Annotated in this window: 14 protein-coding genes; 7 read left to right on the forward strand and 7 right to left on the reverse strand. The window is 68.3% G+C overall.

The annotated features are described in order from the left end of the window. Window positions 1-59: 59 nt before the first annotated feature. Window positions 60-1,898, reverse strand: a complete 1,839-nt coding sequence (gene recQ / locus RKE40_RS20490; protein ID WP_316020066.1) for a DNA helicase RecQ — start codon at window positions 1,896-1,898, stop codon at window positions 60-62. Between the two features lie 139 nt (window positions 1,899-2,037). On the opposite strand from recQ, the gene RKE40_RS20495 reads away from it, so the two are divergent. Beyond that, window positions 2,038-2,553: a hypothetical protein gene (locus RKE40_RS20495; protein WP_316020067.1), complete on the forward strand. Its 516-nt coding sequence runs from the start codon at window positions 2,038-2,040 to the stop codon at window positions 2,551-2,553. 24 nt (window positions 2,554-2,577) lie between these two features. On the opposite strand, the gene RKE40_RS20500 is transcribed toward RKE40_RS20495, so the two are convergent. From RKE40_RS20500 to RKE40_RS20510, 3 genes are all read right to left on the reverse strand, one after another. Further along, a complete protein-coding gene (locus tag RKE40_RS20500; RefSeq protein ID WP_316020068.1) occupies window positions 2,578-3,138 on the reverse strand; it encodes an NADPH-dependent FMN reductase in 561 nt (186 codons plus the stop codon). Between the two features lie 104 nt (window positions 3,139-3,242). After that, a complete protein-coding gene (locus RKE40_RS20505; RefSeq protein WP_316020069.1) occupies window positions 3,243-4,055 on the reverse strand; it encodes a class I SAM-dependent methyltransferase in 813 nt (270 codons plus the stop codon). A gap of 124 nt (window positions 4,056-4,179) precedes the next feature. Further along, entirely contained in the window at window positions 4,180-4,941 is a 762-nt protein-coding gene (locus RKE40_RS20510; protein ID WP_316020070.1) for a Crp/Fnr family transcriptional regulator, read from the reverse strand. 195 nt (window positions 4,942-5,136) lie between these two features. Here RKE40_RS20510 and RKE40_RS20515 point away from each other — a divergent pair, with 195 nt between their 5' ends. The 3 genes from RKE40_RS20515 to RKE40_RS20525 all read left to right on the forward strand — a co-directional run bounded on the left by RKE40_RS20515 (window position 5,137) and on the right by RKE40_RS20525 (window position 8,409). Next, a complete protein-coding gene (locus tag RKE40_RS20515; protein ID WP_316020071.1) occupies window positions 5,137-6,957 on the forward strand; it encodes an ABC transporter ATP-binding protein/permease in 1,821 nt (606 codons plus the stop codon). Window positions 6,958-7,055: 98 nt separating this feature from the next. Next, entirely contained in the window at window positions 7,056-7,331 is a 276-nt protein-coding gene (locus RKE40_RS20520; protein ID WP_316020072.1) for a hypothetical protein, read from the forward strand. Window positions 7,332-7,524: 193 nt separating this feature from the next. Beyond that, entirely contained in the window at window positions 7,525-8,409 is an 885-nt protein-coding gene (locus tag RKE40_RS20525) for a transglutaminase family protein (RefSeq protein ID WP_316020073.1), read from the forward strand. Window positions 8,410-8,430: 21 nt separating this feature from the next. On the opposite strand, the gene RKE40_RS20530 is transcribed toward RKE40_RS20525, so the two are convergent. The 3 genes from RKE40_RS20530 to RKE40_RS20540 are packed head-to-tail and all read right to left on the reverse strand — an operon-like array spanning window position 8,431 to window position 10,844. Continuing rightward, window positions 8,431-10,080, reverse strand: coding sequence for a histidine kinase dimerization/phosphoacceptor domain -containing protein (locus tag RKE40_RS20530; RefSeq protein ID WP_316020074.1), 1,650 nt, complete (start codon window positions 10,078-10,080; stop codon window positions 8,431-8,433). 1 nt (window position 10,081) lies between these two features. Beyond that, window positions 10,082-10,642, reverse strand: coding sequence for a sigma-70 family RNA polymerase sigma factor (locus RKE40_RS20535; RefSeq protein WP_316020075.1), 561 nt, complete (start codon window positions 10,640-10,642; stop codon window positions 10,082-10,084). Beyond that, a complete protein-coding gene (locus tag RKE40_RS20540; protein ID WP_316020076.1) occupies window positions 10,629-10,844 on the reverse strand; it encodes a NepR family anti-sigma factor in 216 nt (71 codons plus the stop codon). The genes RKE40_RS20535 and RKE40_RS20540 overlap by 14 nt, the downstream gene beginning before the upstream one ends. Window positions 10,845-11,064: 220 nt before the next feature. On the opposite strand from RKE40_RS20540, the gene RKE40_RS20545 reads away from it, so the two are divergent. The 3 genes from RKE40_RS20545 (at window position 11,065) to RKE40_RS20555 (ending at window position 12,856) form a co-directional block, all read left to right on the forward strand. Continuing rightward, a complete protein-coding gene (locus RKE40_RS20545; protein ID WP_316020077.1) occupies window positions 11,065-11,859 on the forward strand; it encodes a response regulator in 795 nt (264 codons plus the stop codon). Continuing rightward, a complete protein-coding gene (locus RKE40_RS20550) occupies window positions 11,856-12,017 on the forward strand; it encodes a hypothetical protein (RefSeq protein WP_157089772.1) in 162 nt (53 codons plus the stop codon). The genes RKE40_RS20545 and RKE40_RS20550 overlap by 4 nt, the downstream gene beginning before the upstream one ends. 176 nt (window positions 12,018-12,193) lie before the next feature. Beyond that, the gene (locus RKE40_RS20555) at window positions 12,194-12,856 is read left to right on the forward strand and encodes an extensin-like domain-containing protein (RefSeq protein WP_316020099.1); all 663 of its coding nucleotides are present in this window, start codon (window positions 12,194-12,196) and stop codon (window positions 12,854-12,856) included. Window positions 12,857-12,859 lie beyond the last annotated feature (3 nt).

Genomic DNA, 12,859 nt, shown 5'->3' on the forward strand with positions numbered 1-12,859 from the left:
ATAGGGGTTCAGGATGGCTTTTTCACGTGCGCGTGCGTACGTACGCGGGACGCGCCGCTTTAGCCAGAAAATGTCGAGATCGCGTCGAGGAAGACCTCGCCATACTGGCTGAGCTTGCGCTCGCCGACGCCCTCGATGCCCCGCATCTCCTCGAGGCCGAGCGGCCGCTCGCGCGCCATCGCGATCAGCGTCCGGTCGGTGAAGATGATGTAGGCGGCGACGCCTTCCTCGCGGGCGAGGGTGAGCCTGAGCTGGCGCAGATGCTCGAACAGCGCGGCGGTGTCGCCGTCGAGCCCGTCGGCCCGGGCCGCCTCGCGCGCGCCGCGTCGCGAGCGCCGCTCCGCATGCGGATCGATCCTTAGGGCGATCGGCTCGCGCCCGAACAGGATGTCCTCGCCCTTCTCCGTCAGGCAGAAGCCGCCATGCTCGACGCTGGCCTCGGCGAGCGCCCCGGCGGCGAAGAGCTTGCGCGTCAGCGCCGTCCAGGCGGTCTTCGGCTTGTCGGCGCCGACGCCGAAGGTCTTCAGCCCGTCATGGTTCTGGCGGCGGATCGCCTCGGTCGCCGTGCCGGTCAGGATGTCGGCGAGATGGGCCGCGCCGAAGCGCTGGCCGGAGCGCGCCACCGCCGAGAGCAGTTTGCGCGAATCGAGCGTCGCATCGGCGAGCTCCGGCGCTTCCGGGCCGCAGAGATCGCAGCGGAACGGTGCATTGCCATGGCGGCAGGGCGGCGTCTGCTCGCCGAAATAGGAGAGCAGCGCGCTGCGCCGGCAGAGCGCCGATTCGCATAGGTCGATCATCGCGTTGAGGCGCTTGTGCTCGATCCGGCGGCGTTCGTCGTCGATCGCCTTCTCGTCGATCTGGCGGCGGCGCAGCGCCATGTCGTCGACGCCGTAGAGCGTCAGCGTGTCGGCCGGGAGCCCATCGCGCCCGGCGCGGCCGATCTCCTGATAGTAGCCCTCGATAGAGCCCGGCATGTCGGCATGGACGACGAAGCGGACATCGGGCTTGTTGATGCCCATGCCGAAGGCGATGGTGGCGCAGACGACGACGCCGTCCTCCTGCAGGAAGATGTCCTGGTTGCGGTTGCGCTCGGCCTGCTCCAGCCCGGCATGGTAGGCATAGGCCTTGTAGCCCTTTTCGCGCAGCCCCTCCGCCAGCCGCTCGGTGCGCCCGCGCGAGGAGCAGTAGACGATGCCCGAGCCGCCGCGATGGACCTTGAGGAAATCGGCGATCTGCCGGCGCGGCTGGTCCTTCGGCGCGAAGGCGAGCTTCAGGTTCGGCCGATCGAAGGAATGCACCACCAGATGCGGCGGCTGCGGGAAGAGCTGCTGGGCAATGTCGTCTCGCGTCTGGCGGTCGGCCGTCGCGGTCAGAGCCGTGACCGGGACGTTGCCGAGCGCCTCGCGGACCTTGGAGAGCAGGCGGTATTCCGGCCGAAAGTCATGGCCCCATTGCGAGACGCAATGCGCCTCGTCGATGGCGAGCCGGGTGACGCCGAGCCGGCGCAGGCGTCCGACCAGTCCCTCTCCGGCGAGGCGTTCCGGCGAGACGAAGAGCAGGCGCAGTTCGCCGGCATTGAGCCGGTCCCAGGCGGCCGCCGCCTCCTCCTCGCTGTTCATCGAGTTGAGCGAGGCGGCCGGCACGCCGGCGCGGACGAGTTGCCCGACCTGGTCGCGCATCAGCGCGATCAGCGGCGAGACGACCAGGGTCAGCCCGCCTGCGACCAGTGCCGGCAGCTGGTAGCACATCGACTTGCCCGAGCCGGTCGGCATCACCGCGAAGACGTCGCGGCCGGACAGCGCGGCTTCGATCACCTCCCATTGCCCGGGGCGGAAATCGTCATAGCCGAACACCGACTTCAGGATCGCGCGGGCTTTTGATTCGCTGGGCGACGACATGGCTGGGATGTGCCGGATTTGGCGGCCGAAGGCCAGCCATGGCGCGAATTCATCCCCGACCGCGGCAAGGCCCGCTTGATCGCCGGCCGGACGCGCGCGACGCTGTTGGCCGCTGCGAGCCGTGCCGGGAGAGCCAGCCATGCGCCTTGCCTTCGCCTTGATCCCTTTGCTCGCGGCTGCGGCGGCCGATGCCCGCCCGCTCGAGCGCGAATTGCCGCCGCGCAAGAACGCCTGCTGGGAGCGCAGCTATGATGCGGCCCATCTCGCGACGCATCCGCGCCAGAAGGTTGCGAAGATCCGCCTGCTGCATTCGCCGGAGAATTGGCAGCCGGGAGAGGGTGGCAGCGTCTACGTCATGCTCCACATCAATCTGCGCGAGCGCGTGAAGCCCGGTCAGGCCTTCGACTATCAGCTCGGCGGCTTCTGCCGTGCCGCCGGGCAGGGCCTTCTCTGTCGGCCGGAATGGGATGCGGGCAGCTGGCGGATCGAGCGCGGGCCGAACGGGGCGCTCGACATCCGCAATGCCGGGATCACCGCCAATCCCGATCCCTATGACGCCGAGGAAATCGCCGACGGCGCGGCACGCATTCCGGCGAAGCCCGATGACGGGATCTGGCGGCTGTCACCGGCGGCCGGACCGTGCCGGCTGGAATAGCCCCTCTTCGTCCCGCCTTGCGGGTCAGGGATGCATCGCGGCGACCTTGATCAGCCGCGCGACGACCTTGTCGAGGAAGCCGGCGGTGCGCCGGTCGCTGAGCTCGCCATCCTCGCCATAGGCCTTGTCGGCGCCGGCGACGGCGAGCATTTCCGGCACGAGCAGCGCGCCGAAGCCGAGCTCGAGCACGGTGCGCAGCTGCGTCAGGCAGCGATAGGTGCCGAGCGAGCCGGCGGACGCTCCGCCCAGCGCGACGACCTTGCCGCGCAGGCCCGGCCCGCCCGAACGGACGATGCTGATCCAGTCGAGCGCGTTCTTCAGCGCCGGCGGGTAGCCGGCATTGTATTCCGGGCTGACGATGAAGAGCCCGTCATGCGCCTCGACCAGCGCGGCGAGCGCCTTCGCCTCCGCGGGCGGGTCGTTGTCGAAGGCGCGGGCGTCGATCAGCGGCAGCGGATAGTCGCCGAGCGAGATCTGCGTCACCTCGGCGCCGGCCGCTGCGAGCTTCTTGGCCACCAGGGTCGCGAGCCGCGTGTTCATCGAGCCCGGCCGCCAGGAGCCGGCGAAGACGAGGATTTTTGGCATGACGGGCTCCGGCAGAGGCGAAAGGGCAGGCGCGCAGGACGGCACGGCTGCCGTCAGCTTGCCCTCGCCATGCGATGGAAGGAAGACACAGGGCTCGCGAAGCCTCAGGGCTTGGAGCGGCGATAGACCCAGACGCGCGCCGGCGGGATGTTGCGCAGCACCCAGTCGGAAACCTGCGACTTCAGCCCCGAGCCCTTGCGGGTGATCGGCGAGACCATCGCATAGGTGAACTGGATGAAGGGCGCACCGGGCTGGAGCACATTGTCGAAGGCGTCATTAACCAGGGCCGAGCGCTCGGCCGGCGGCCGGTTGAACAGCGGCAGACTGGAGACGACCGCGCTTGCCTTCTCGCCGAGATGGCCTTGCAGCGTCTTCGACAGAGCGTAGGCGTCGCCCTCGACGATGGTGGCCCGCGGGAAGCGCCCGCGCAGCAGTTCGCAGAACTCGGGAGCGAACTCGACCAGCACCAGGCGGGATTCGTCGATGCCGCGGGCGATCAGCGCCTCGGTGACCGGTCCGGTGCCGGGGCCGATCTCGACCACCGGGCCTTCGACCAGCGGATCGACATAGGAGGCCATGCGCTTGGCGAGAAAGGGGCTGGACGGCGCGACCGCGCCGGTGCGCCCAGGCGAATCGATCCAGGATTTCAGGAAGCGGGCATCGTCGCCGAACTTGGCGCGCGCCTCGTCGGCGGCCTTGCGCACCCGGGTCTTCAGCTTGCCGGCGGTGTTGCGGACCTCGTCCTCGACCTTGTAGCGCGCCGCCGCCACGCGCAGCCTGGCCTGGGCGACGCTGTCAGCCAGCTCGGCGGCGGTCAGGCGCATCTCATCCTCGAGCCGGGCTGCGACCGAGGACTGACCGAGCCGCGTGGCAAGGGAAGCGTTGCGCGGCCGCGAGCCGGGAGCGGGGTGGACCATAGGACCTCTGAGCGGCGCGTCGCGACCCGCTGCAGCGGGACAGTGCGACAATGCGGTGACGTTACGCCGCTGTCATATGGGGTCAAGAGCCCTCGAATCCAGAGATTTCTTGGCGCGCCGCCGCTCAGATCAATGGCCGGGGCCGGCGCTCGCTTTCGAAAAGCAGCGCCATGCGCTCGGTCAGGCGCGGGTTGAGCAGCTTGAGGCGGCCGCCTGATAGCGCGAACAACCCGGCCCGGCGCAGCCGCGACCAGGTCTTGCTGGTGTGGACCAGCGACAGGCCGAGCGCGTCGGCGAGATGCTGCTGGGTCAGCGGAAAAGCGAAGCTGTCCTCGCTGACGAGGCCGAGGGCGTCGGCCCGGCGATAGAGCGAGATAAGCAGCGCGGCGATTCGCTCCTGGGCATTGCGCTGCCCGACCGAGGTCAGGTTCTCGTCGATCAGCGATTCCTCGCGCGAGCCGAGCCAGGCGAGCTCATAGGCGAGCGCGGGCATGCGGGCGAACAGCTCATAGGTGCGCCGGCGCGGGAAGACGCAGAGCTCGACCTCTGTCAGCGACTCGATGCCGTGTTGCGCGGCGCTGAGCAGCGAAGCCTGCAGGCCGACGAGGTCGCCCGGAAGCAGGAAGTTGAGGATCTGGCGGCGCCCGTCCGGCAGTGATTTGTAGCGGAAGGCCCAGCCGGAGAAGAGCGTGTAGAGCTCTGCATCCTCCTGGCCGGGATGGATGATGTCGGCGCCGGCCGGCAACTGACGATGGTCGACTTTCATCGACTGGATGAAGCGGATCTCGTCGTCCGGCTTGTCCTTGAAGGCCGGCTTGAGGCGCAAGGGGCAGGCGAGGCAGGGCACGCCCGTCCGGTTTCGATTGGTCGTCGAGACCATGACCATGCGGTTCGCTTCCCTGCCTTCCAGTCTGCGATCCCATGCGATCTCGCCGGAGCGGCCGATCGCGCTTGTGCATCGCAATATCGTCGGCCTGCGACCGGAACTCTCGCTTCGGCTTCGCGTTTTCCTCTCTGCCGCGAAAGCCCTCTCTTAGCAACGTCATAGGGGTCTGACGGCGGCGATCTGGAGCCCGGCCGCATGAATGACACCTCCACCGTGCCGCGGCGCTCGCGCATGCGGCAGTTCTTTCGCGTGGCATTGCGGTTCTGGACCGGCGAGAGCCGGCTGCGGGCCTGGCTTCTGACCCTCCTCGTGCTGTTCTGCGTCGCTGCGCAACTTGCGGCGGCTGTCGGCGTCAATGCCTGGAACCGCCTGTTCTTCGATGCGCTGGAGAAGCGGGACGTCGCGGCCGTCTGGTCGGTGGTCGGCTGGCTGCCGCTGCTCGTCGCCGGCTCGGCGCTGGCGCTCTCCTGTCTGGTGATCAGCCGAATGCTGCTGCAGGTGCGCTGGCGTGAATGGCTGACGCGCCACATCGCCGGCTGGTGGATCGCCGATCAGCGCTATTACCGGCTGCAATTCGTCGCCCGCGAGCAGTCGGCTCCCGAATACCGCATCGCCGACGATGTCAGGCTCGCCATCGAGCCCCTGGTCGAGTTCGCCATCGGGCTGATCAGCGCCGCGGTGACGGCGGCGACCTTCGCCGCGATCCTCTGGCACGTCGCCGGCTCGGCGCGCTTCACCTTTGGCGGCTCGGAAATCGTCATTCCCAGCTACATGGCGCTCGCCGCCGTGCTCTATGCGATCATCGCCTCGCTCGCCGCCTATTTCGCCGGCCGGCCCCTGGTGCCGCGCATCGCCGCCAAGAACGAGGCGGAGGCGCAGTTCCGGGCAGAGATGACGCGCCTGCGTGAGAATGCCGAGAGCATCGCCCTGATCAAGGGCGATGCCGACGAGCGCGACTCGGTCGGCGAGAACTATGGCCGTGTCGTCGCAGCCTGGCTCAAGGTCATCCGCCAGCAGGGTGTCATCGCCATCGTGCTCAACACCAATGGCGCGCTCTTCCCGATCGTGCCCCTGCTGCTGGTCGCGCCGAAATTCCTGTCCGGGGAGATCACCCTGGGCGCGGTGATGCAGGTGGTCGCCGCCTTCAGCGCGGTGCAGGCGGCGCTGATCTGGTTCGTCGATAATTTCGTGCGCCTCGCCGAATGGTTCGCCTCGGTCACCCGCGTCGACGAATTGGCCGAGACGCTTGAGGCGCTCGACATCGGCACGATCATGGAGGGCGAGACCCAGATCGCGCTGGGCGAGAGCGGCGACGGCGCCATCCATATCGAGAACCTCTCGCTCGCCCACAGCAATGGCCGCATCGTCATCGCGGATGCCTCGGTGGTGATCGAACTCGGCGAGAAGGTGCTGATCACCGGCGAGAGCGGCACCGGCAAGAGCACCCTGATCCGGGCGCTAGCCGGCCTCTGGCCCTGGGGCTCGGGCTCGATCGAACTGCCGCAAGGCAAGCGCCTCGCCTTCGTGCCGCAGAAGCCCTACATGCCGATGGGTACCTTGCGGGACGTGCTGCTCTATCCCGAGGCCGAGAGCAGGGTCTCCGACGATGTCGTCGTGGCCGCGCTCCAGCGTTGCGGTCTCTCCTATCTCGCCAAGCGGCTCGATGAGGAGGAGCGCTGGGACCAGACGCTGTCCGGCGGCGAGCGCCAGCGCGTCGCCTTCGCGCGCCTGCTGATCCAGAAGCCCGACATCATCATCATGGACGAGGCGACCTCGGCGCTCGACGAGGACAGCCAGAACTCTCTGCTCGGCCTGCTCGAGGAGGATCTCGCCGCAGCCACCGTGATCAGCGTCGGCCACCGGCCGGGGCTGGAGGACTTCCACGACCGCAAGATTACCCTGGAGAAGCGCCAGGCCGGCGCGCATCTGACATCGAGACGCCTCGGCAAATCGCTCTGGCGGCTGTTCCGCGGGCGCGCGGCTGCCAATGATCCGGCTGCCGAAGAAAAAGTTTAGTTCGCGGCGATTTCGCCCCTGCACGGAACAAAACCCTCCCGAACTGGTTGACAAGCCGAAGCCGCCGCGAGCGGTCCATGCGAATCGGGAGAGCGAAGATGACGACCGCCAGCCTTGCCCCCCTCAAGCGCGCAGCCACCTTCTTCGGCGCCATGGCGCTGGTCGTGACCGCGCTGACCACCGGCGCCGCGCTACAGAACGGTGTCGGCGAGAGCTCGCAGGCGGTCGCCGAGGCCAAGATCCAGCGCGGCATTCCTTCCGACATGCAGCTCGCCGCCGTGAACCCGGCCGAGACCCGCCGTGACCTCGCCCATCGCGTGGTTCCGACCTCGCAGCAGGAAGCCCGCCTGTCGGGCGGCACCGTCCTGCGCTGAGCGGGCTGAGGGAACCACAGCCTCGCTGCCGCGTAGTAGCAGCGAGCGCCGAAGCATGAAGCCTCGCTGCCGCGTAGTAGCAGCGAGCGCCGAAGCATGAAGCCGCCGCAAGGCGGCTTTTTCCGTGGCGGCGTGCAGTTGGCTTCGGGGCCTCTATCGTAGCGGCCCGGAGCGTCCTGGCCGGGGGACAGGCATGTATCTTCGCATCCGCCACGCGACGACCTATCGCTATGCCTGCCCGGTATCCTTCGGTCCGCACCGGCTGATGCTGCGCCCGCGTGATTCCTTTGACCTGCGCGTCATCGACGCCGTGATCACGATCTCGCCTGCGGCGAGCCTGCGCTGGATGCACGACGCCTATGGCAACCCGGTCGCCATGGCGAGCTTCACCGGCGAGGCCGAGACGCTCGACATCGTCAGCGAGCTCGTCATCCAGCGCTTCGGATCGGCGCTGCCGACCGCCGCGCTCGGGCCGGATGTCGAGAGCGGGGCGATCAGTTACAGCCCGGCCGAACGCGCCGTGCTGCAACCCTATCTCGATCTTGCCGCCGCCGATCCGGACGGGGCGCTCGACGCCTGGCTCGAGACCTTCCGGGCCGGAATCGGGGGAGGGCATCTGCTGCGCGAGCTGGCGCACGCGATCAACAGCAGCCTGAGCTACGCCGTGCGCTTCGACGAGGGCACGCAGCACCCGCTCGACACGTTGGCGGCGCAGGCCGGCTCATGTCGCGACTACGCCTGGCTGTTCATCGAGCTCGCTCGCCGGCTCGGCTTCGCCGCGCGCTTCGTCACCGGCTACATCCATGACCGCTCGCCGGCGGACGAGACGCTGACCTCGCTGGTGGGGCTGACCCATGCCTGGGCCGATGTCTTCATTCCCGGCGATGGCTGGATCGAGTTCGACCCGACCAATGATCTCGTCGCCGACCGGCAATTGCTGCGCGTCGCCGTCGCGCGGGTGCCGGAGGATGCCTCGCCGGTGGCCGGAAGCTATGTCGGTCCCGCCGGTTCGTTCCTCGGCCTGGCGGTCGGGGTTACGATCACCCCTGCCAGCGCGCCGGAGCCGGCCGCGGTTTGACCGCGGCGCTACGCCTTCTCGTCAGCTGCTGTGGCGAATGCGCCAGACGCCGAGGCTCATGCCCTTGGCCGGGCTGACCTCAACCGCCTCGACCTGCGTGAGCAAGCCCGCGAAGAGCCGGGGCGGCGCGATCGGCGGCGTCTCCCGGTCGGCACTGATCGCGACCTCGATCGTATGCTCGTCGAAATCGCTGACCGCGATGGTGATGCCGATCCCCGGCACGGCGCGCAGGGTGCGCGAGACCACGTCGACGATCAGGAAGCCGAGCGGAATGATGCGGTCGATCGGCAGTGCGGCGAGGGTGTCGACCTTGCCGGTGACCCATTGCGAGCGGCTGCGCACCAGGCTCGTGATCATCGCCACGACATCGTCGAGAAACAGGTCGATGCGCACCGGCTGCATCTCGCCATCGGCGAGCGTGAAACGATAGGCTGCGGAGAGCACGTGGACGCGGCACTCAGCGTCGGAGAGGGCGATCCGCGCCTCGCCCTGATGGTCGCGCTTGGTCAGGCCGATATAGCTCTGCACCACCTGCAGGCTGTTCTTGACGCGGTGGTGCAGCTCGCGGACGAGGAAGCGGTTGTCGTCGAGCGCCGCCTGGAGCTTGCCCTGCCGGACCTCCTGCTCGTCGACCATGGTGTTGAACGCCTCGGCGACGCTGCGAATGTCCCCGGGCATATCATTCGAGACCACGGCGCGGGCGCCGGAATTCGAACGACGCGCGCGCGCCGCCGACTCGATGCCGCGCAGCCAGCGCACGCAATGCTGGTCGACGGCCTTGAGATAGACGATGCAAAGCAGCCCGAGCGTCAGCAGGGGGGCGAGCAGTAGCGCGTAAAACTGCGTGGTCGCGGCCTGCTCCGCACGCTGGTCGAAGCTGGCGATGACATAGAGATCGGGCGCCGCGATCAGGCGGGCGGCGTAGGAACGCGATTCGCCGGCGCGGCTCGTGCCACGCCAGCGCTGGATCTGCTCGGGAACGAACTCGTCGCGCGGCAGCCAGCTGTCATCGCCCCGGTTGCCGCCGCGCTGGATCACCACGCCGCTGCCGCGGCTGACCATGCCGGCGATCAGGCCGGGATCGGCGGTGCCGAGGTCGAAGACGCTGTTGAGGAGATCGGGGCTGGCCAGCAGCAGGGCCGTCTCGTCCGGCTTGCCCGGCGAGGGGCGTGTGTGGATGGCGAGGAAGCGCTTGCCACGAATTTCGACCTCATCGTAGCGCGCTTCGGCGAGTTCGACGCCGCCCCAGATCGGCACCGCCGGCCGCGTCAGCATCTGCGCGGCAATCCCTGCGAGTTCGGCCTGGCCGATTTCCGGATCAAGCGAGACCGAGCAGGGCGCGCGCCCGGGCGCGGTGAAGTGCAGGGCGAGATAGCCGGTGGTGCTGCGCAGCACGCCGTCGAGCGGTGGGCATTCCTGGGTCTGGTCGGGCGAGAGCGCCGTCAGGGTCGCATGTGTCGCCAACAGCGCACGCAGGGCGCCGCGATACCAGATGCGCGCGCGCACGGCGTAGTCGTCCGCCGCGCGCGCCTGCGAGGTGTGGATCGCATCCAGCACGGTGCGATAGGTCGAAACCGCTGCCGCCGCCGTCAGTGCGGCGATCGGCAGGGCGATTGCGACCATCAGCGCCAGCAGGCGGCCCCGGACCGTCCTGAACAGCGAGAGAGCCATCTCACCCGCTGACGATTTCCGGCCCCGCTCGCTGCACTGCCGCAGTGATCCGGTGATCCGGGCCGAGATCGTCGACGCCGCCGATCGAGAGAAGCTCGGCGAGCCTGGAGCGAGCCCGATTCACCCGGCTCTTGATCGTGCCGATGGCGACACCGCAGATCTCCGCCGTCTCCTCATAGGAGAGGCCTGTCGCTCCGACCATGATCAGGACCTCTCGCTGTTCCTCCGGCAATTTGGCGAGTGCCTTGCGGAAGTCGGCGAGATCGAGATGGCTTTCCTGATTGCCATGCGTTGCGAGCCGGTCGGCATAGGTGCCGTCGCTGTCCTGCACTTCGCGGCCGCGCTTGCGGTAGAGCGAGTAGTAGGTGTTGCGCAGGATCGTGAAGAGCCAGGCGCGCAGGCTGGTGCCCGGCTGGAACTTCTCGGCATTGCCCCAGGCCTTGAGCAGCGTGTCCTGCACAAGGTCGTCGGCGAGCTGCATCGAACCGGAGAGCGACGCGGCGAAGGCGCGCAGATTCGGGATTTCGGCGATCAGGCCGTCCTTGAAATCATCGGCGCTCATCGGACTCGCCCTCGGTCGGCAGGCGGCGTTCCGTTGCTTCGAGCTGGGCCAGCAGCACCAGGAATTTGTCGGGGATCGGCGCGTTGATGAGGTCGTCGTAATGGGCCTTCAGCGAGCGGCCGATCGATTCCTGCACCTTGGGATCGAGCAGGGCGTCGAATTCGGCGTCGACCTCGTCTCTCTCCGGCAAATCGGAGTTCATGTTGTGCATCGCTTCCTTACTCCTATGGCGCGCCGCCGGCCGCGCCCACACGCTCCGCCCGTGACGCCTCGGTCCACGCGCGGCAGCCCCCGATAAGACACTTATCCGGCCCAATAACGATCCGGAATTGAAAAGGTTCCAAATCTTACGAAAAATAATTTGCTTGTCAGAACAGTGACTTGGGTGCTCTGTTCCGGCAACTTTTTACGGGGGTCGAACCATGTCCATCGCCAAGGAAATCGCACCGCACCTGCCTTATCTGCGTCGCTTCGCCCGCGCCCTCAGCGGGACGCAGGCGAGCGGTGACGCCTATGTCGTGGCGACGCTCGAAGCGCTCGTCGAAGATCCCGGCTCGTTCCCGCGCGATGTCGCGCCCAAGCTCGGGCTCTACCGAATCTTCCTGCAGCTCTGGTCCTCGGTCGGCCTCAACGACAAGGCGACGCCGCAGGACGCAGAGCGTTCCGCCGTCGAGCGCAACCTCGATGCGCTGACGCCGCGTCCGCGCCAGGCTTTCCTGCTGCGGACCGTGGAAGGCTTCCCGATCGAGGAGGTGGGTGAAATCATGATGATTTCGACGGCAGAGGCGGCCGGCCTCGTCCAGTCCGCCGGCCAGGAGATCGCCGAACAGGTTGCGACCGATGTCCTGATCATCGAGGACGAGCCGATCATCGCCCTCGACATCGAGACCATGGTCGAGGAGCTCGGCCATCGCGTCACCGGCGTCGCCCGCACCCATCGCGAGGCGATCGCGCTTGTCGGCAAGAAGCGGCCGGGCCTGGTCCTGGCCGATATCCAGCTCGCCGATGGCAGCTCCGGACTGGACGCGGTCAACGAGATCCTTGGCTCGATCGACGTGCCGGTGATCTTCATCACCGCCTATCCGGAGCGTCTGCTCACCGGCGACCGGCCGGAGCCCGCCTTCCTGATCACCAAGCCCTTCCAGCCCGAGGCGGTGAAGGCGGCGATCAGCCAGGCGCTGTTCTTCGATCGCCGCGCCGGCCGCAAGGCGGCTTGAGGGCGCCCGACGCCGGAGCCGGGAACAAGCCGGCTCCGCTTCGCGTTATCCAGGTCCGGACGACGCGAAGGAGAACCGGCATGGTCATGGCCCTGCTCGCCGCGCTGATCGCGGTGGTTTCGCTGGCATCGCTGTTCTACGCGGTGCTCGGCGCGTGAGGGCCCAGCTCGTGCGGCGGACCGGCGTCGCCCTGACGCTGACCGCCGCCGCTTCCCTGCTTTTGCCCGGAAACACCATTGCCGTAGCCCGCGAGGGCGCCCAGGCGCGCCCCGCCCCGGCTACCTTGCCGCCGCGTCGCCCGGCGAAGCTCCCGGCGCCGGAGGCCGCGCCTGTCGTGCCAAAGTCCTCGCCGCAGGCTTCAATTTCGCCGCCACCTTCATCGGCGCCGGCGGGTGCTCCGCCGCCGCCGGCCGAAGCCAGCTCCTGTCTCACGGCCCTCTCGGGCGTTTCCGGCAACCGGCTGCGCCCCGCACCGCCCTCTGCCTCGCTTGCCGCGGAAGGGTGCCGGGTCGTCGAGCCCGTGATCGTCGAGGCGCTCGCCGTGCGCCGGCCGGATGGGGCGGGATCGATCAAGCTCGTGCCGCCTCCAACGCTGAGCTGCGACATGGCGCGCGCGCTGTCCGTCTGGTTCGATTCGGCGCTGGTGCCGCTGGCGCGCGGAGCACTGGACAAGGAGCTCGCCAGTCTGCGTGTCGGGGGCGGTCACGAATGCCGGCGGCGCAACCGCCAGACACAGACGCCGATGAGCGAGCATGCCACCGGCCGGGCCCTCGACATCTTCGCTTTCCAGCTCGGAGAGGAACGTCAGGGCAGGTTGGAGATTTCGGTTGAAAAGCCGGAGGGCCTTGTCCAGACCCGCTTCCTTGACGCGGTCAGGCAATCCGCCTGCGGCGCCTTCATGACGGCGCTGGGTCCGGGTTCGGACGCCGCGCATGCCAATCACCTGCATGTGGACATCCAGCAGCGCCGGACGAATTCATCCCGCTTCTGCCAGTAAGGC

Source organism: Allobosea rubneri, from assembly GCF_032464875.1.
GTDB classification, from domain to species: Bacteria; Pseudomonadota; Alphaproteobacteria; order Rhizobiales; family Beijerinckiaceae; genus Allobosea; species Allobosea rubneri.

Coding starts and splice junctions, on each gene's coding strand:
- RKE40_RS20545 (WP_316020077.1), top strand. CDS start 11,065: ATGTCCATCGCCAAGGAAATCGCACCGCACCTGCCTTATCTGCGTCGC.
- RKE40_RS20495 (WP_316020067.1), top strand. CDS start 2,038: ATGCGCCTTGCCTTCGCCTTGATCCCTTTGCTCGCGGCTGCGGCGGCC.
- RKE40_RS20520 (WP_316020072.1), top strand. CDS start 7,056: ATGACGACCGCCAGCCTTGCCCCCCTCAAGCGCGCAGCCACCTTCTTC.
- RKE40_RS20525 (WP_316020073.1), top strand. CDS start 7,525: ATGTATCTTCGCATCCGCCACGCGACGACCTATCGCTATGCCTGCCCG.
- RKE40_RS20505 (WP_316020069.1), bottom strand. CDS start 4,055: ATGGTCCACCCCGCTCCCGGCTCGCGGCCGCGCAACGCTTCCCTTGCC.
- RKE40_RS20540 (WP_316020076.1), bottom strand. CDS start 10,844: ATGAACTCCGATTTGCCGGAGAGAGACGAGGTCGACGCCGAATTCGAC.
- RKE40_RS20510 (WP_316020070.1), bottom strand. CDS start 4,941: ATGGTCATGGTCTCGACGACCAATCGAAACCGGACGGGCGTGCCCTGC.
- recQ (WP_316020066.1), bottom strand. CDS start 1,898: ATGTCGTCGCCCAGCGAATCAAAAGCCCGCGCGATCCTGAAGTCGGTG.
- RKE40_RS20530 (WP_316020074.1), bottom strand. CDS start 10,080: ATGGCTCTCTCGCTGTTCAGGACGGTCCGGGGCCGCCTGCTGGCGCTG.
- RKE40_RS20535 (WP_316020075.1), bottom strand. CDS start 10,642: ATGAGCGCCGATGATTTCAAGGACGGCCTGATCGCCGAAATCCCGAAT.
- RKE40_RS20515 (WP_316020071.1), top strand. CDS start 5,137: ATGAATGACACCTCCACCGTGCCGCGGCGCTCGCGCATGCGGCAGTTC.
- RKE40_RS20500 (WP_316020068.1), bottom strand. CDS start 3,138: ATGCCAAAAATCCTCGTCTTCGCCGGCTCCTGGCGGCCGGGCTCGATG.